Origin of the sequence: Mesorhizobium sp. WSM3873 (assembly GCF_001672445.1) — a bacterium.
Lineage (GTDB): Bacteria > Pseudomonadota > Alphaproteobacteria > Rhizobiales > Rhizobiaceae > Mesorhizobium.
In genome coordinates this window covers 70962-87130 of record NZ_LYTM01000011.1, presented here as the reverse complement: position 1 = coordinate 87130, position 16169 = coordinate 70962, and the positions used below count along the sequence as shown (strand labels likewise).

General features: G+C 62.6%; 17 protein-coding genes. 3 read left to right on the top strand and 14 right to left on the bottom strand.

Annotated elements, in window-relative coordinates; all coding sequences use genetic code 11:
* Position 1: 1 nt before the first annotated feature.
* Together glf and A9K71_RS09665 are read right to left on the bottom strand one after the other, a co-directional pair.
* Positions 2-1138 carry a UDP-galactopyranose mutase gene (gene glf, locus A9K71_RS09670; protein ID WP_066993849.1) on the bottom strand — a complete coding sequence of 379 codons (1137 nt, stop codon included), beginning with the start codon at positions 1136-1138 and terminating at the stop codon, positions 2-4.
* 2 nt (positions 1139-1140) lie between these two features.
* A complete protein-coding gene (locus tag A9K71_RS09665) occupies positions 1141-2313 on the bottom strand; it encodes a glycosyltransferase (RefSeq protein ID WP_066993846.1) in 1173 nt (390 codons plus the stop codon).
* Positions 2314-2638: 325 nt separating this feature from the next.
* Between A9K71_RS09665 and A9K71_RS09660 the strand changes: the two genes are divergently transcribed.
* Entirely contained in the window at positions 2639-3556 is a 918-nt protein-coding gene (locus tag A9K71_RS09660; RefSeq protein WP_066993843.1) for a hypothetical protein, read from the top strand.
* 30 nt (positions 3557-3586) lie between these two features.
* Here A9K71_RS09660 and A9K71_RS09655 read toward each other — a convergent pair whose 3' ends face one another.
* The 12 genes from A9K71_RS09655 to A9K71_RS09600 form a co-directional block, all read right to left on the bottom strand.
* The gene (locus A9K71_RS09655) at positions 3587-4003 is read right to left on the bottom strand and encodes a c-type cytochrome (RefSeq protein WP_066993840.1); all 417 of its coding nucleotides are present in this window, start codon (positions 4001-4003) and stop codon (positions 3587-3589) included.
* On the bottom strand, positions 3984-4862 hold the full coding sequence (locus A9K71_RS09650) for a cytochrome c oxidase assembly protein (protein WP_066993837.1): 879 nt from the start codon (positions 4860-4862) through the stop codon (positions 3984-3986). The genes A9K71_RS09655 and A9K71_RS09650 overlap by 20 nt, the downstream gene beginning before the upstream one ends.
* Entirely contained in the window at positions 4859-5200 is a 342-nt protein-coding gene (locus A9K71_RS09645; RefSeq protein ID WP_066993834.1) for a hypothetical protein, read from the bottom strand. The genes A9K71_RS09650 and A9K71_RS09645 overlap by 4 nt, the downstream gene beginning before the upstream one ends.
* On the bottom strand, positions 5200-5805 hold the full coding sequence (locus tag A9K71_RS09640) for a cytochrome c oxidase subunit 3 (RefSeq protein ID WP_066993832.1): 606 nt from the start codon (positions 5803-5805) through the stop codon (positions 5200-5202). The genes A9K71_RS09645 and A9K71_RS09640 overlap by 1 nt, the downstream gene beginning before the upstream one ends.
* Entirely contained in the window at positions 5802-7778 is a 1977-nt protein-coding gene (ctaD, locus tag A9K71_RS09635) for a cytochrome c oxidase subunit I (protein ID WP_082980428.1), read from the bottom strand. The genes A9K71_RS09640 and ctaD overlap by 4 nt, the downstream gene beginning before the upstream one ends.
* Entirely contained in the window at positions 7775-8788 is a 1014-nt protein-coding gene (coxB, locus tag A9K71_RS09630; RefSeq protein WP_245299574.1) for a cytochrome c oxidase subunit II, read from the bottom strand. The genes ctaD and coxB overlap by 4 nt, the downstream gene beginning before the upstream one ends.
* Complete coding sequence (locus tag A9K71_RS09625) at positions 8785-9318, bottom strand: c-type cytochrome (RefSeq protein WP_066993828.1); 534 nt, start codon at positions 9316-9318, stop codon at positions 8785-8787. The genes coxB and A9K71_RS09625 overlap by 4 nt, the downstream gene beginning before the upstream one ends.
* Positions 9315-10184 carry a substrate-binding domain-containing protein gene (locus A9K71_RS09620; protein WP_066993826.1) on the bottom strand — a complete coding sequence of 290 codons (870 nt, stop codon included), beginning with the start codon at positions 10182-10184 and terminating at the stop codon, positions 9315-9317. Before A9K71_RS09620 ends, A9K71_RS09625 begins: the two co-directional genes overlap by 4 nt.
* Positions 10165-11940: a methanol/ethanol family PQQ-dependent dehydrogenase gene (locus A9K71_RS09615; protein WP_066993983.1), complete on the bottom strand. Its 1776-nt coding sequence runs from the start codon at positions 11938-11940 to the stop codon at positions 10165-10167. The genes A9K71_RS09620 and A9K71_RS09615 overlap by 20 nt, the downstream gene beginning before the upstream one ends.
* 101 nt (positions 11941-12041) lie before the next feature.
* Positions 12042-12824, bottom strand: a complete 783-nt coding sequence (locus tag A9K71_RS09610; protein ID WP_066993986.1) for a heme-binding protein — start codon at positions 12822-12824, stop codon at positions 12042-12044.
* Between the two features lie 463 nt (positions 12825-13287).
* Positions 13288-13593: a DUF982 domain-containing protein gene (locus A9K71_RS09605; RefSeq protein WP_170950352.1), complete on the bottom strand. Its 306-nt coding sequence runs from the start codon at positions 13591-13593 to the stop codon at positions 13288-13290.
* Positions 13594-13932: 339 nt separating this feature from the next.
* Positions 13933-15183 carry a phospholipase D-like domain-containing protein gene (locus tag A9K71_RS09600; protein WP_245299573.1) on the bottom strand — a complete coding sequence of 417 codons (1251 nt, stop codon included), beginning with the start codon at positions 15181-15183 and terminating at the stop codon, positions 13933-13935.
* Positions 15184-15607: 424 nt separating this feature from the next.
* Here A9K71_RS09600 and A9K71_RS09595 point away from each other — a divergent pair, with 424 nt between their 5' ends.
* Positions 15608-15901, top strand: coding sequence for a DUF768 domain-containing protein (locus tag A9K71_RS09595; protein ID WP_164748151.1), 294 nt, complete (start codon positions 15608-15610; stop codon positions 15899-15901).
* Positions 15882-16169 (top strand): hypothetical protein, encoded by a 288-nt coding sequence (locus tag A9K71_RS09590; protein ID WP_066993818.1) that lies wholly within the window; start codon positions 15882-15884, stop codon positions 16167-16169. The genes A9K71_RS09595 and A9K71_RS09590 overlap by 20 nt, the downstream gene beginning before the upstream one ends.

Below are 16169 nucleotides of genomic sequence, written 5' to 3'. Positions count from 1 at the left end.
TTTAGCCCGGCACAGCCATTGCCGGCTGCAAGGCGCCTCCAATTGGGACCGTCTTCTGAATGCGGGCGAAAGTAGCCAGAGCCTGACCCACGACCTGGTCCATATTGTAATAGCGGTACGTCGCAAGGCGTCCGACAAACCAGACATCCGGGCGACTGGCGGACAAGGCTTCATATTGCTTGTAGAGCGCTTCGTTTTCCGGCCGGGGCACCGGGTAATACGGATCGCCAATGTCGGTCGGGTATTCATAGGTGAGGCTTGTCCGGGCGTTCTTCTGGCCGGTCAGATGCTTGTACTCGGTGATCCGGGTGAAGTCCTCCGTTTGCGGATAGTTGACCACAGCGACCGGCTGGAACTGTTCGCATTCGACGGTCACGTGCTCGAAACGCAGTGAGCGATACGGCAGGCGGCCAAGTCTCCAGTCGAAGAATTCGTCGACAGGGCCGGTGTAGATCAGCTTGCGGAACGGAATCCGGTCCCGGACCTCACGATAATCGGTCTGCAGCATGATCTTGATATTGGGATGGTTGAGCATGCGCTCGAACATGCGCGTGTACCCGTTCGCGGGCATGTGCTGGAAGCTGTCGCCGAAGTAGCGGTCGTCGCGGTTGGTCCTGGTCGGAACCCGGGCGGTTACCGATTTGCTGAGCTGGGAGGGGTCTACGCCCCATTGCTTCCTGGTGTAGCCGCGGAAGAATTTCTCATAGAGTTCCCGTCCGACAGTGCTGACCACGACGTCCTCGGCCGTGTGGACTTCCTCGATGGTCTCGCGGCGAGACGCGAAGAAGTCTTCCAGTTCCACCGGATCCAAATCGAGACCATAGAGGCGGTTGATCGTATCGAGATTGATGGGGATCGGGAGAAGCATTCCGTCGACCGCCGCCAGCACACGATGTTCATACGGCCGCCATGTCGTGAAGTGTGACAGATAATCCACGATGGACCGCGCATTTGTATGGAATATGTGCGGCCCGTAGCGGTGGATGAGGATGCCTGCTTCGTCGTAGCAGTCATAGGCGTTGCCACCGATGTGATTGCGGCGATCGATGAGGAGAACGCTTTCTCCCCGCTGCGAGGCAATCCGTTCGGCGAGAACGCTGCCGGCGAAGCCGGCGCCGACGATCAGCCAGTCGAACATGGTCAGGCGCTCCTGCGGAACGGGACGACCTTTTTCCGAGCACTGGCGTTCCTGATGTGAGCGGCCATGCCATTCCATGTGCGCTTCCAGGACATGTCCGCGAGATAGGCATCGACCTGCTGAAGCCGCGCCTCGCGCGATTGGGTAAGGACGGATCGCAGCTTGGTGTCGACGTCCTCGGCGTCCACTATGTCGACGAGCCCGGCTGCGCCGTAGGTTCGCACAACATCGACGATTGCTGTTGAGACCACCGGCAGGCCAGCGGCGAGGAACTCAGGCGTTTTTGTCGGGCTGATGAAGCGAGTGGCCTCGTTGAGCGCGAACGGCATCCAGCCGGCGTCCCAGTGGCGCAGATAATCTGGAAGGTCGGCATAGCCTTTCCCGCCGAGCCAATGCAGATTGTCCGCTGTCGGCAGGCTGCTCGGGTCGATCTTGACCACCGGACCGAGCATGACGAAATGCACGTCTGGCATCGCCTTGGAGGCCTGGGCCACGAGATCGATGTCGAGGCGCTCGTCGATGACGCCGACGAAGCCCACCCGTGGATGAGGAATGCCGAATTGATCGGCAGGGTCCTTGCCGGGTGTCCTTGCCTTGTGGAAGTGGCTGACGTCGATGCTGCTCGGAAACGGATAGATGGCACGGTGCTGGCAGCGCTTCGCTTCAAAGAGGCTCAAGCCGCCGGTGAAGACCACGTCGGCGCGCCCGAAGAGCGCTCGCTCCATCATGGCCAGCTCGGTTGGCGCATTCTTGAACGCCGAAAGTTCGTCCATGCAGTCATAGACGCAGACATCGCAATTGATGTGCGCGCTGAAGCGTAGGGCCATGGGCGTGTAGTACCAGGCGGTCAGGTTAGTGTGCGGCGTCGTAGCGATGATCCGGTCGAGATATTTGCGCTGCACGGCATCAGCTCTGGCCGGGCTTGTGCCAGTTGGAAGCAGAGGAGTCGCGACCCGAATTGCCGGCGCCACCTCTGAGAAACGCATCGAGGGATGCGAGCGCTCCTCGAAAACAGGTTCCTCGAAATAGATAATCTCATGTTCCTTCGCGGCCAAGGTAAGAATATGTTGTGGACGCTGATAGACAAAATTCCATCGTAAATGAGAGAAGCATATCAGCAAGTCTTGCGTCTTCGTGGCTTTTCTGCGAGTTGGTATTCTTATTGCCGCGTCCATACAAATTTTCCCTAGTGGCAGCCGAGATTATATTGCGATTAACATTTGTTAATCGCAGGCAGCGGAGACGAGATCCACCTTTCCGTCTAACTTTCCGTCGAATAACTTGTTCCAGCCGCGAACCGTTAAAGCGGCGAAGGATCACGCCGCGGTGCTGCTGCCCCTTTGGGAGGTGGAGCCAAGATTCGCACGCAGGTTCCTGGGGACGGTCACTCGGTGGCCGTATTTCGGTAGCATGGGCAGCTAAGCTGTTCGACGGCTCCAACGATTCGCCTGGACCGGAGCCAAACGAGCCTCAAACGGCCGGCAATTGCTGGGGCAAGTGATGAAGATCGAGTTCGAGACGAATGTGTTCCCGCTCTTCCATCCGCAGGCGGTGGATGATCTCAAGGATCCATGCCCCGTCTTTGACGGCAGGCTTTGGCACGTCTTCGGCTCGAGCGGCACGGTAACAACCGAGAGCTGGAAGATACTTCACGCAACCGCGCCGGAGCTGCATGGTCCCTGGACGGAGCACGAGCCCATCGAGCTTCCTGTCACAGGATCGGGCGTTGCCGCGCCCGGTGTTGTCTACGAGCTCGGCGTCTTCCACATGTTCATCCAGACCGAGTTCATGAAGTCCGGCGGCCGCTGTGAGCACGCGGTGTCGAATGATGGCTTCAACTGGGTGGTGCTCAACCCGGCAATCCTGTCGATCCCTGGCACGGACGAAGATGGGATCTATGATCCGCATCCGGCGATCATCGGCGGCAAGCGCTACATCGTCTATTCCGGCATGCCGAAATTCAGTCGTGTGCCGCAACCCGATGTCTACCTGGCGCGCAGCCAGTCGGACTCGTGGTTCGGACCTTGGAAGCGGCTGGGCAGGATCCTCGACCATAGTGAGATCCCACACCACAATACGCGCGATGATCCCGACTACGAGTGGGGGATCGAAGGCGCCCAACTGGTCGAGCTCCCCGATGGCCGCGTGCTTCTCAACGCCACGTGCTTCCTTCCGCGGGGAGCGCGAGGAAGCCGACAACGCGTGTTTTTCGCCATCGCCGCCGAGGTTACCGGACCCTACGTTTCGATCGGTCCGGTTCTTGATCCAGGCGGGCCAGGAGAAAACGGTCACTCGACCGTCATGATCGAGGGCGAACAGCTAACGCTTTTTTATCAGAGCCGTGTCGCGGCGACGAACCATCGCTGGCGATATGGCCTCGCCAGATGCGATATCAGCGTCCTGTCGAAGGTTGCGTGACAGCCCGGGTTCCGACGCGGCGGGGTTCAATCATTTCAAAGCATAGAGATAGGCCGCGATATCACGCGCCTGCTGCTCGGTGATCCTCGTCGATGGCATGGCGGTGTGCGGATTAATCTCTCTGGCGCCGCGTATCCAGCGGATCAGGTTCTCCGGATTGTTCGCCAGCACGCCGCCGATAATGACCCGGCCGGCGAGGCTGGCGTCGAGGCGCGGGCCGACCTGACCTTGCGCGCCCGGCACGCCAGGGATCGTATGGCAGCCGGAGCAGCCGTTCGCGGTCATGATCGGAATGGCGCGCGCGCCCACGCCGCCGGTTGCCGCATCCGACTCGTGCCGGACACGATCACGCCGGTCGGCCCATAGGGCCACGGCGGCGACGGCTACGGCAACTACGATCATGGCGGCGAGGGCGCCGGCGATCAGTCTAGCCAGATCGGAGCGCATGCGTCGCCTCCCTGGTTCCGCTCTTGCTTATCCAGAGGCCGGCGAGCAGCAAAGCGGCTCCGCCATAGATCAGGCCAGCCGGAACCCACATCACCAGACCCGCAAGCTGCTGGTCCTCGATCGGGCTTAAACCCCACAGCGCTGCGCCACCGGCATTTTCCGGATACCAGAGTTTGGGCGACAGCAGCAGCAGCACGCCGAGCAGGCCGGTGTGCATCGAGGTGAAGAAGAGATGCATGACAGCGCTGCCATAGGCCTGCTGCCGACCGGAACGGGGCAGAAGCGCCCACCAGAACAGCAAGGCAGTGCCGAGGAAGCTCGCATGCTGGGTATAGTGCAGCACGCCCCGCTGCAGGGCTGCCTCGAACAGGAACGGGATGTGCCAGATCCAGATGGCGATCGCGTGGATGATTGTTGCGTTGAGAGGGCGGCTGGCGAAGGCCCAGACCGCCTGCAGCATCTTGCCATGCGTGAGCCTTCCCGTTCTCTGCCGAAACGCGACCGGTAATGCCCATACCAGGGCCGCGCCGGGGCGGGCTGCAACCAGCAGCGGAGCCGCCAGCGCCATAAGCAGCTCGTGCTCGATCATGTGAGCGGCAAAGACCCGCTCGCCGAGCGCATGGATCGGGCTGACCAGCGCTCCCGTCAGCACGCACCACCCTGCGACGAACAGCAAGGTTTGTCGTATCCGCTCTGGTCGGCCTCGGCTGCTGCGGCGCCACAGCCGGTTGGCGCCGGTCGCATAGATGAGCGCAAGCGCGGCCAGCGGAAGCGTGATGGGAAGCGCAAGCGTCCACCCGGCCTCGGGCGCGCCGGCGCCGTAGCAGATCGAGGTCGAGAAGAACGCGTCGAAGCTCATCGCAGGCACTCGTCGAGGATGAGCGCGGCGCTGCCCTGCATGACGATGACGAGGGCAAACAGCAAAGCCGAAAGCATGCCGAGACCAGCGATGAATCGCTCGGTGCTGCGTGTACGCTCCGGTTTGAAGGCGGCGCCGCCTTGCCGCTTTGCCTGCCACGATAGGGCGCCGCCGAGGAGCGAAAACACCGCGAGCACCAGTGCGACGGGAAGCACGACCGGGACCTGGCGATTACATTGCCAGGGCACCAGCGCGTAATTCAGCTGCGTAGAGATGGCCCAGGCCAGAGGCCCCGACACAAGACCACCCCAGGACGTTCCCAAACGCAGCGCGCGCATCAGCCTAGCCTCGGGACCCAGTAGATGAGCAGATAGATCGGGATCCAGGTCAAGACCACGAAATCCCAGTAGAAGACGTTGTCGCCGACGTCGCCGAAACGCCGGCCGCTATAGGCGTGGCGCGTGAACATCAGCACTGTCAGAACGATCGTGTCGCCGACATCGGTGATCAGATGGATGGTGTGCAGCCCGAGCAGCACCCAGAGCATCGAGCCATAAGCGTTGGTGTCCCAATAGATGTTCAGGGCCGGAAACTCGAACCAGCGCACGATGAGCGGCGCGCTGCCGAGCAGCGACATCACCACCATGCCGATCCGCACCGGCCCGATCGCGCATTGCTTGGCGTAGCGGTTGAGGATGTGGTTCGGCACCAGGCTGACGACAAGAAGCAGCGTCACGATCGTTCCCGGCAAATGGTTGGGCTCCGGGGCGCTCAGACGCCAGTTGGGCCACAAGGTCGCCAGATACAGATAAGCGCCGGCCGCCAGCGCAAAGCCCATTCCTTCCAACGCCATGAAACCGAGCGTACCCCACCAGGTCGGGCTGCGCGGACCAACCCCGAAGCTTGGCAGGCCCGACAGATCGGCGGCGGGACGCTGCTTCATTCCTCGTCCTCCGGCGTATCTTTCGGCCAGAACCAGCCGATCAGGGTGATCGCGATCGGCGCGGTGCCCCAGACGATCGCCCAGGGCGTGAAGATCGAATACAGAAAGGTGCCGCCGACAGCGATCGCAGCGAACAAGGGCCAGATCGACGGCGTCGCCGATTTCTCGCGGATATCGGGATGCGCTTCCGCCACCGTCGAGATGAGGAGCTCGCGCACATCGACGCGAAGGCCGGTGGCGACGGGAAGGGCCTCGCGTTCGGCCCAGAGCGGCTCGACATTCGTGACGATTGGAATGCGCGCGAAATTATAGCTTGGAGGCGGCGAAGACGTGGCCCATTCCAGCGTGCCGGCATCCCAGGGATTGTCGCCGGCCGGCGCGCCTTTCAAGGCGCCATGCACGAGGTTGAAGGTGAACAGCACGAAGCTCAGGAAGAAGAGCACCGCGCCGCCGGTGATGAACAGGTTGATGTTCCCCCAGCCAAGCTCGGCCGGATAGGTATAGACCCTGCGCGGCATGCCCCACAGGCCGACAAGGTGCATCGGGAAGAAGGCCGCGTTGAAGCCGATGAAGGCCAGCCAGAAATGCCAGCGTCCGAGGCGCTCGCTCATCATGCGGCCGGTGATCTTGGGGAACCAGAAATAGGCGGCACCCAGCAGTGGGAAAACCGAGCCGCCGATCAGCACATAGTGGAAATGCGCTACGACGAAATAGGTGTCGTGCACCTGCAGGTCGAGCGGCACCGAGGCCAGCATGACACCGGTGAGACCGCCGATGACGAAGATGAAGAAGAAACCGAAGACGAAGAGCAACGGCGTGCGGATCACCGGTCTGCCGTCCCACAAGGTCGCTAGCCAGCAAAAGATCTGCACGCCGTTGGGAATGGCGATCAACATGCTGGATGCCGTGAAGAAGCTTGCACCGAGCTTCGGCAATCCCGTCGCGAACATGTGGTGGACCCAGAGACCGAACGACAGGAAGCCGACCGCGATCAACGACAGGACCAGCCCCAGATGGCCGAATGCCGGCCGTCGAGCGAAAGCGGGGATGATCGCGGAGACCATGCCTGTCGCCGGCAGGAAGATGATGTAGACCTCGGGGTGACCGAAGAACCAGAACAGGTGCTGGAACAGCAGGGCATCGCCGCCCTCCGCTGGATTGAAAATATGCGTTCCGACCAGCCGGTCGAGGATCAGGAAGGTCGAGGTGATCATCACCGCCGGCATGGCGAAGACGACGACGAATGAGGTCACCAGCAACGCCCAGACATAGAGCGGGATCTTGTCCAGCGACATGCCTGGCGCACGCTGCTTGAGTACGGTGACGATGGTCGCGACGGCGACCGCCAGCGATGAGACCTCGGTATAGGTGATCATCTGCGCCCACACGTCGGCGCGCTTGCCGGGACTGAATTCGGGACCTGACAGCGGCACATAGGCGAACCAGCCGACATCCGGCGCCATTGCAAGGGCGAAGGACACCCAGGCGAAGAGGCCCCCCGAGACATAAATCCAGTAACTGAACGCGTTCAGGCGCGGAAAGGCGATGTTGCGGCTGCCGACCATCAGCGGCACCAGATAGATGCCGGTCGCCTGCACGATGGGCACGGCAAACAGGAACATCATGGTTACGCCATGCATCGTGAACAGCTGGTTGTAGAGGTCCGGCCCGATCAGGCCCCGTTGCGGCCCCGAAAGCTGGATGCGCATGGCGACGGCGTTCAGCCCGCCCAGGCACAGAAACCCGAATGCCGTGATCAGATAGCGCCTTGCGACGACCTTGTGATCGACGCTGGACAGCGCGCCGATGATGCCGGGCGGCGTCCGCCATGTGCGCGCGAGCCAGCGGTGAAGGCTGGCATCGTCCATGCCGGTGTCGCGCGGCCCATCACGTTCGGGGGCGACGTCGCCCTTGGCAGTCGCCTCGCGTTCCGGCGGCAGGTCGCGTTCGCTAGTCAGATCCGCGCTGCTCATTTCAGGCCCTCGAGATAGGCGACGATCGCGTTGAGCTCGTCACCATTGAGCTCGACCACCGGCATGTGGGAGCCGGGCTTGATGCCTTGCGGATCGGCTATCCAGGCGGCGAGATTGCCGCGGCTCATCGTCAAGGTTCCCGCGGCAAGTGTTTGCCGGCTGGCAATATGGGTGAGATCCGGAGCGACCGTTCCGCCCGCGGGCGTGCCGCCGATCTTGTGGCACATCACGCAGGGACGCTTGAGAAACAAGTCCGCGCCCGCCTTCGCCTCGTCGCCCGTCGGGGCTGCGGCCGGCTGCAGCTGGTCGTTCCACCAGGCGTCGAACTTTGCCCGCGGCTCGGCGATGATAAAGGTGCCCATGTTCGCATGCTGCGCGCCGCAGAACTCGGCGCACTGGCCGCGATAGGTTCCGGGCTTGTCCGCCTTGATATCCAGCACGTTCATGTGACCGGGGACGAGGTCGAGCTTGCCGGCCAGACTTGGGATCCAGAAGGAATGGATCACATCGGTCGAGGTCAGAAGAAGCCGCACCGGCTCGCCGGCGGGGATGTGGATTTCGTTCGCCGTCGTCAGGATGCGGCTCGGCGTGGCATCCTCATAGCGCACCTCCCACCACCACTGGTGCCCGGTCACCCGAATGGTGAGCGCAGCTTTCGAGCCGATTGCCGCAAGCGTCCTGTTGGCCAAGAAGCTGAGCAGGGTCAGCCCGACCAGCGTCGCTGCGGTCAGCCCGACAGCGATGACCACAACGCGCAATTTGCGATGGTCGGCGCTGGCGTCGAGCATCAGCGGCTCGGTGCGCCTGGGTGGCCGCATCAACAGCGGTGCGGCGAGAGCGATCATCACCAGCACCCACACTACCGAGCAAAGCCCTATGAAGAACCAGATCAGCCATGCCAACTCGTTCGCCGCGGGGCCTTTCGGGTCGAGGGCCGATTGCCAGCCCGCGCATCCCTGGAGAGAAAGGACGCTTGCCGCGGCAAACGCCATCGAGGCGAGGCCTTTCACGGCGACTTCCCCAGCGTGGCGGCATCCGGCATGCGGTTTTCCGACGGATGGGGCATCATGTCGTCATTTCGCTGTGGCGCAGCGGAAGAGGGCGCGTTGCCGCTTAGCGAACGCACGAAGGCCGCCAGTTCCCAGATCTGATCGTCGGGGATCTTGTTGCGGAAGCTCGGCATCCCGTTCGGACGTCCGTCGCGGATGGTGGCGTGAATGCTTTCCATCGAGCTGCCATAGATCCATTTCTGGTCCATCAGCGCCGGGCCCATGCCGCCGCCGCCATTGGCGTGGCATCCCGAACAGTTGAACCAGCCGAACAGGCGCTTGCCCTCGCTGAGATGAAAGGCGTTCGCCTCGAAGCTCGCCGCCTTGTTGTTGCTGGGGGAGGGCCTTTGGCCGCCAGGTTCCAGCGTAGTCACGGGCGTGGGCTGCCCGCCGGAGCCGAGCGAAGATTGCGGGCGCGTGTCCCGCTCCTCGCGCTGGCATGCCGCCAAGGCGAGCGTCACGGACAGCAGCGTCGCGAAACCCAGCCTCATCGCACCGGGCTCCCGGCGATGTCGAGAAGCGGAACGCCATATTGCGTCAGAACCGCGTCGATCTCGGCCTTGTGCCTGGCGAGCGCGCTATTCACATCGCCGCGCAGTCGATCGTCCTCGCGCCGAACGCCCATCGAGATGTCGTACATCAGCGGCAGTTGCGGTCCATCGATGCGAGGTGTGACCGGCGTGATCCGGAGCGGCACCTTTTGCTTCGTAGCGAAGTAACCGGCGAGCGGGCCCCAGACCACGGCGACGTCGACCTCGCCGCTCGCGACAGCTTCGACGATGCGCGCCGCGGGGTTGGGAGCGGAATAGTCGCCGTAGACCGGGTAGCCGACGAGATGTCCGACAATGCCGCGACGGCCAAGCGCCTGGACCGGCGGCGAATTGGCGCCGTCATCGCCGATAAGCTGCACGCCGATGCGCATGTCGCGCAGCCGTGGATCGTCAAAGGACGTTACGTCCGGCCCATCCTGTCGTGCGACAAAGACGTAGGAGGATCTGTAATAGGGCGAGGTGGTGCGCAGCATTTCGACATTTGCCGGCGTTCCGAGCACCAGATCGCAAAGCCCCGCTTTCAGCGTGTTGCGAACGAAGCCACGGCGCTGCGCCCACCAGGTGTAGGTAAGCTTGGCGCCAAGGTCGGCCGCAACGATCTCGGCGATCTTGTTCTCGAAGCCTTCGCCGCTGGCGTCGGAGAACGGCATGTTGTTGGGATCGGCGCAGGCGCGCAGTTCCCGCGCATCCGCCGCGCCGGCCAGAACCAGCCAGACCAACGCGACGAGACCGGCCACGAGGGCCCGCAGGGAGGATCTTTTCGCCAGTGCCGTCGGTTTGAATGCATCAAGGCAGTCGGAACACATAGAGCGTGCCTCCCGCCGTTGTCACGTTTTTCAAGTCCTTCATCGCGTTGACGAAACCGAGCGCAGCAGTGGCATCGCGCGGGTCGAGATCGCCCGAGACGATGGCGCCGGCCCAGCCGCCGACGCCGGACAGGATCGCGACATATTGGTGTCCGTCGGGGCCGCGATAAGTAACCGGCTGGCCGATGATGCCGGAGGAGGTCTTGAACTGCCAAAGCAGTTCGCCGGTCTTCGCGCTGACGGCCTTGAACCAGCCTTCCATGGTTCCGTAGAAGACGATATCGCCGGCGGTTACGACCGCGCCGCTCCATACCGGGAAGTTTTCCTTGAGGCTCCAGGCCGGTTTCTCTGCGGCAATGTCCCAGGCAGTGAAGGCGCCCCGATTGCCGCCGGGGCCCGGGATCATGCGCACGTTCATTCCGACATAGGGTGTGCCGGCGATGTAGTTCACCTCGACGCCTTGTTCGTCCATGCACAGATTGTTGTGCGGGATGTAGAGCAGGCCCGTCTTCGGCGAGAAGGCGGAAGGCTGCCAGTCCTTGAGCCCCGAGGCGGTCGGGCAGATGTCGCGGACGACCTTGCCGGTCCCGGTCTTCTTGTCCGGGTTTGCCATCAGCCTGCCCGTGTTGAGATCCACACCCTTGCTGGAGTTGACGGGGCCATAGGGTTTTGCGGACAGGACCTCGCCGGTGGTGCGATCAAGGACGTAGAGATAGCCGTTGCGCTCCGGCCGGACCAGCACCTTGCGCGGCTTGCCCTGCCAGTTCATGTCGAGCAGGATCTGCTCATTGATGCCGTCATAGTCGTGCAGATCGTGCGGCGTCCACTGATAGAACCATTTAGCCGCTCCGGTATCGGGATCGCGGGCAAAAATGCCCGATGTCCATTTGTTGTCGCCGGGGCGCAGGTCAGGGTTCCAGGGGCCTGGATTGCCGGTGCCGTGGAAGATCAGATTGAGATCGGGATCATAGGAGATCCAGCCCCACATATTGCCGCCCCCGATCTTCCAGGCCTCCGGCGGCCATGTCGTCACACCAAGGTCCTTGCCCTTGTCCATGTCGTAATGCGGCTTGAAATCCGGGCCGATCAGCACCTCCTTGTCGGGACCCGTGCTGAAAGCCGTCCATACGACATGGCCATCGCCGGCGTCGAGCGCCTTGACCCAGCCGCGTACGCCCATCTCGCCGCCCGAATTGCCGACGAGCACTTTGCCCTTCACCACCAGCGGCGCCATGGTGAGGGTCTCGCCGACATTGATGTTGCCGATATGGGTGTTCCAGATCGGCTGGCCGGAGTTCGCATCGAGCGCTATCGTGTGGCCGTCCAGCGTGTTGAAGAAGATGCGCCCGTCGGCGAAGGCGGCGCCGCGATTGACGACGTCGCAGCACGCCACCCCTTGTGCCGCGGGCTCGGGATTGGGTTCGTATTTCCACTTGATCGGTGCGCCAGGTTTGGAGAGGTCGAGCGCGTAGACGATGTTGGGAAAGGGCGTCACGATATACATCGTGCTGCCGACCACCAGCGGTGCCGCTTCCTGGCCCTTGTTCACGCCGGTCGAGAAGGTGAAGGCGACCTGCAGGTTCTTGACGTTGCCTGCATTGATTTCCGCGAGCTCGCTATAGCGGGTCGAGGCGTAGTTCTTGGCTGGCATCGTCCATTGGCCGTCGTCGGGCGGGGCGGCGGAGGCCGGCGGCGAGATCGCAGGCGTCGAGGGCGACTCCGAGGCGGCCATCAGAACTGGGAGACAGGCCAGCATCATCGCCCCAACAATGCTTAATCCCGCATATTGCCGCGCAGCCCGGGTGAGGCGAGCGCGTCCGGACTGCGCACACCTCGCCGTCAGCTGTCGCGCTGCCTTCATTTCGGGACCGAGCCTCCGACGCTGGCGCCCAGTTCCGCCGCTATGTCGGCCTCGCGCCCGGCGCAAAGCGGATGACCCCAGCCGGATGCGCTTTTGCCGCCTGGGTCGAGGTCATAGATGATGGCGTCCTTGCGATTGGGATTGACGCCTGCCGGAACCTTGTCGAGGCCGAGCGCTGCGCGGACGCGCCAGGCGACGTTGTGGTCGGCGCAGGAGGAATCGCCGCTGACCCCGAGGCCGCCGACGATCGCCTTGCCGTCGTACAGGGCCAGGCCTCCGCCGAACACCACCACGCCTCCGATGGGTTTGCCGATCAGCGGGTCATTGGGGCTGCCGAATGTCTTGGCGTCGCCGGCGTAAGCCGCCGCCTGATTGACGGGGTTGGTGGCCTGCAGGCCGAACAGCGGCCCGCCTGGTTGCACCCCGGCATAAAGATTGGCGGTCGACAGGGCCATATTCGCGAGGCTGAGCCCGTTGGCCGTGTTGGCCTTCTCCGCCGCGACCAGCCGGCTGCCGGGCCATTGCGCGTCCACGGTAGGGCCGCTGAAGGCGACGGCGCAGACCGTACCGTCACGGGCAACGATCGCGGCCCATTCATTGGTCTCGAAGCCGCCATTTGCCGGCCCGCCACTCGCCTTGACATTGGCCTTCAAGGCCGACAGCAGTTTGTCGTGATCGGTCGGGCAGGGCGCTTGCGCCCAAGCGGGATCGTACGGCAGCACCGCGATGGCCAAGAGCAGGAGGCCAAGAGCGGCCGACGGACACTGGCGGAAATGCATGGCGCTTCGGAACACCTTGTTCAACGCGGACAACAAGGGAAAACAGAAATCTGGCGGCAGAAACTCCGGTCTCGCCGTTCTGCAAGCTGATCCTGCTCTTGCTGCGCGAAACCGAACGGACAACGAGCCCCTTTGTTCCTGCTGCCCAGAAAGGGACTGCAAGAATTGCGTGTGGCAGGTGCATCCATATCGAAGTCCGGCCCAACAGCACCAAGGATCTGGCGGTGCCATCACCGCTCCTGGGAGGCGGCCAGCGTTCCTCGATCGCTGCAGCCGTCAACAGCAGGAGGTACGCGGCTGCTTGGTCTTGCGACATGTGCAGTAGAGGAACCAGCTGTGCCGCCCTGCGTTGGACGGGCAATGGAGCAGCTTCGTTCAGATTTCGCGCCGATCGCACAGCCCGGTTACTGGCTGGCCCTGCTGCTTTTGTTGCTTCCCTATGGGGTCGGCGTGTTCTTCCTCATCAGGACGTGCCACTGCCTGTGACTTGATCCGCTGCCTCGGCGGCGTCGAGCTCGAGGCAAGGCGCGCTCGCGCAAATCCCGGTCTGGATCGCCCAGCTGACGAACACTTTCCTGGCCGCGGCGACCGGCCCGCGGCCATCATATGCCGCGCAGCAAGCGTCGCTGGCCAAACCGTGCAGGCGGCACCGCTTCTCGAACGGCCACTCCTCCAGGAATTCGATGGCGTCCATCGCGCAACGGATTTTCCTCACGCCGAATGGCACGTCATCAACAAGGACAGGTTCAGCGAACACATCAGTGCTCATTGCGCCTGGTTCTGCCGCGCCGTGGTCGTGACCACAGTTGTCGCTTTGCCGAGAAATCAAAGCACCCCCAACGGGCTCCCCGAAGACATTTGGGCCCATGACCTTCCTCCGCTTGATGCGCCAATCGCCGGCAGGCCAAACAGATGCTCAGCAAGGTATTGGGCATGTGCCGGCGGCGCTGAGGTGAAATATTGGAAGCGCGATTTTCGGCGTCAAGAGCCGCCCCGTGGCGGCCGACCCTGGCTCACCTGGGGTGGGTTGGCAACTCCGCCGATCTGGGTGACGGGCGGCCGAAGAGACAAGCAGCGGCTGGTGTTTGCGTTCGGCTCCATGGGCTGACTAGAGCTGCGCGTGGAGCGTGCTGGCCAGCCAATCGGTGAACTTTTCGCGCATGGGACGCGATCTCCATTCGGCAAGGCTGATCTGCCTCGAGCGCTTCAGATCTTCGTTGAACAAGTCGATCTGCGTTCGTGCGAATTCCTTGCCATAGACGTTGAGCGTGGCCTCATCGTTCAAACGCAAAGACCGCTGGTCCAGGTTGGTGGAACCGAAGCTCGCCCAGACGTCGTCCACGATCAGCAGTTTGGGGTGATACATCGTGGGCTGAAACTCGTAGATCCGCACCCCGGCCTCGAGCAATTTGCCCCAGAAATAGCGCGAAGCTTTGCGGACGATCGGAACATCCGTCAGGGAATTGGGAACGATCACGTCGACGGCGACGCCCCTTTTTCTGGCGTCCAATATCTGCTGCAGGGCGATGTCGTCCGGGACGAAATAGGCCATGCCGATGCGCAGGTGGTCTTTGGCCGCGGCTATGGCGGCCAGCATCATCAGCTCCATGTTTTCGGAGCCGTTCGGCTGCGAAGAAAGGATCAGCTGGGCACGGAGCGCACCCGCGGCTTCGGGCGGCAGGTAGAAGTTCTCGCCCTGCAACGTCTCGCCCACTGTTTCCAGCCAGTTCTCGGCGAAGGCCGCCTGGAACCCGGGCACAGCAGGCCCTTCGATCTGGTAGTGCGTGTCGCGCCACTCATTGGGGTTGCGCGCATCTCCCAGCCAGTCGTCCGCGATGCCGACCCCGCCTGTGAAGGCGACCCGCCCGTCCACAATGAGCAGCTTGCGATGCGTTCGGTTGTTGACGCGGTCGAGCGTGTACCAGTGGATCGGCCGATAGCGCTCGAACCGAACGCCAGCACTCGTCATGATTTGGATCAGCTTCTCATCGAAGGGAAGACTGCCAAGCCAATCGACGAGTACGCGCACTTCGACACCCTCTCGGGCTTTCGCAGCCAAAGACGTGGCGAACTCGTAGCCGACCGAGCCCGACCAATAGATGTAGGTTTCCATGTTGATGGTCTTTCGGGCCGAACGGATCGCTTGCAGCATGGCGGGAAAAATCTCGTCGCCGTTGACGAGGGTCTGCACGGCGTTCGCCTCGAACATCTGCCCCTGCGAATAGCTGCTCATGCTCCTTGCGAATTGCGGATCTGCCGCATCGAAACGGTGCGGCACGATGGTGCGGATGACACGGGTCTCCGGAATCAGGTTGATCGCGAGCAGCGTGACCAGACTGGCGACAAGCGCGACGGCCAAATACTTGAGGCTGCTGAGCAGCCTCCGCCGGTTCCGACCAAATCTCACCTTTCACGCGCCCGCTGGAGGCGCCAGGGTGGCCGCCCCATACCAATTCAGACTTTGCCGATCGAAAACGACACACAGTGCTGCGTGGGCCAGCAGCACCAGGAATGCGGCGGGACGGGACGATAAAGTGCCGATTGAGGTGAGGAAACTCGTTATCGGGTGATTTGCCATGCTCAAGAACTGTTGATCCTGACGCAGGTTCCAGCCTTGAGCCAGGAGTCTGAAGTGCAAGCCTGAAGCTATAACAACTTTCGACCAACGCCTGCATCCTTCGCAGGCAATCGGCGTTGAAGAAGGATCCTAGAGGGCGGGTTTAGACATGGACACGAAGTCAACTGACGCTGACACGGTTTCCGCTCAGGAACCGGATATCATCGTGAACAAGACCGCACATTTCGTCGGGGAATGGATCGACGAGCACAAGGCGGAAGCCGCAGCTGCAATCCCGGCCGAAATCGCCGCCGAGAAGCTCGCCGAACAATGCATCGCCGATGCCGAAGGCCTGGGAATACTGGCTGAGGATATCGGCGACGAAGTCGGCGATCTCAAGCAATACATCGCGGAAACAGTGCTCGGAGACGAAACTTCCAGCAACGGCAAGATTGAGAGCCCGCCCGATCCGCTCCCGGCGGCGCCGAATGGAGAAACCAATGCCGAAGTTCCGTTTTGAGTTCATCGAAAGTACGGCGCAGCCGGCCATCCAGGTCGACATGGAAAATTTGGATGCCGCCAAGGCCGAGGCGAAACGCGCGGCCAAGGAGGCGATGCTCGATGGGATTGTCGAAGGCGTCGACCCGACATCGTGGGTTACGAGAATCTACGACGAAGCGGGGTATCTGGTCGCCACGATCGGATTCCAGGACCTTGTGGCCGCGCCCCAAGCTGTCGGACAAGCACACGAACAGACCGATGAGCCCGGCGTGATACGCTCGGGCTGA

Bases quoted from the DNA above. Each gene is read 5' to 3' on its own strand.
- glf (WP_066993849.1), bottom strand. From the start codon at position 1,138: ATGTTCGACTGGCTGATCGTCGGCGCCGGCTTCGCCGGCAGCGTTCTC.
- A9K71_RS09665 (WP_066993846.1), bottom strand. From the start codon at position 2,313: ATGGACGCGGCAATAAGAATACCAACTCGCAGAAAAGCCACGAAGACG.
- A9K71_RS09660 (WP_066993843.1), top strand. From the start codon at position 2,639: ATGAAGATCGAGTTCGAGACGAATGTGTTCCCGCTCTTCCATCCGCAG.
- A9K71_RS09655 (WP_066993840.1), bottom strand. From the start codon at position 4,003: ATGCGCTCCGATCTGGCTAGACTGATCGCCGGCGCCCTCGCCGCCATG.
- A9K71_RS09650 (WP_066993837.1), bottom strand. From the start codon at position 4,862: ATGAGCTTCGACGCGTTCTTCTCGACCTCGATCTGCTACGGCGCCGGC.
- A9K71_RS09645 (WP_066993834.1), bottom strand. From the start codon at position 5,200: ATGCGCGCGCTGCGTTTGGGAACGTCCTGGGGTGGTCTTGTGTCGGGG.
- A9K71_RS09640 (WP_066993832.1), bottom strand. From the start codon at position 5,805: ATGAAGCAGCGTCCCGCCGCCGATCTGTCGGGCCTGCCAAGCTTCGGG.
- ctaD (WP_082980428.1), bottom strand. From the start codon at position 7,778: ATGAGCAGCGCGGATCTGACTAGCGAACGCGACCTGCCGCCGGAACGC.
- A9K71_RS09625 (WP_066993828.1), bottom strand. From the start codon at position 9,318: ATGAGGCTGGGTTTCGCGACGCTGCTGTCCGTGACGCTCGCCTTGGCG.
- A9K71_RS09620 (WP_066993826.1), bottom strand. From the start codon at position 10,184: ATGTGTTCCGACTGCCTTGATGCATTCAAACCGACGGCACTGGCGAAA.
- A9K71_RS09615 (WP_066993983.1), bottom strand. From the start codon at position 11,940: ATGCTGGCCTGTCTCCCAGTTCTGATGGCCGCCTCGGAGTCGCCCTCG.
- A9K71_RS09610 (WP_066993986.1), bottom strand. From the start codon at position 12,824: ATGCATTTCCGCCAGTGTCCGTCGGCCGCTCTTGGCCTCCTGCTCTTG.
- A9K71_RS09605 (WP_170950352.1), bottom strand. From the start codon at position 13,593: ATGAGCACTGATGTGTTCGCTGAACCTGTCCTTGTTGATGACGTGCCA.
- A9K71_RS09590 (WP_066993818.1), top strand. From the start codon at position 15,882: ATGCCGAAGTTCCGTTTTGAGTTCATCGAAAGTACGGCGCAGCCGGCC.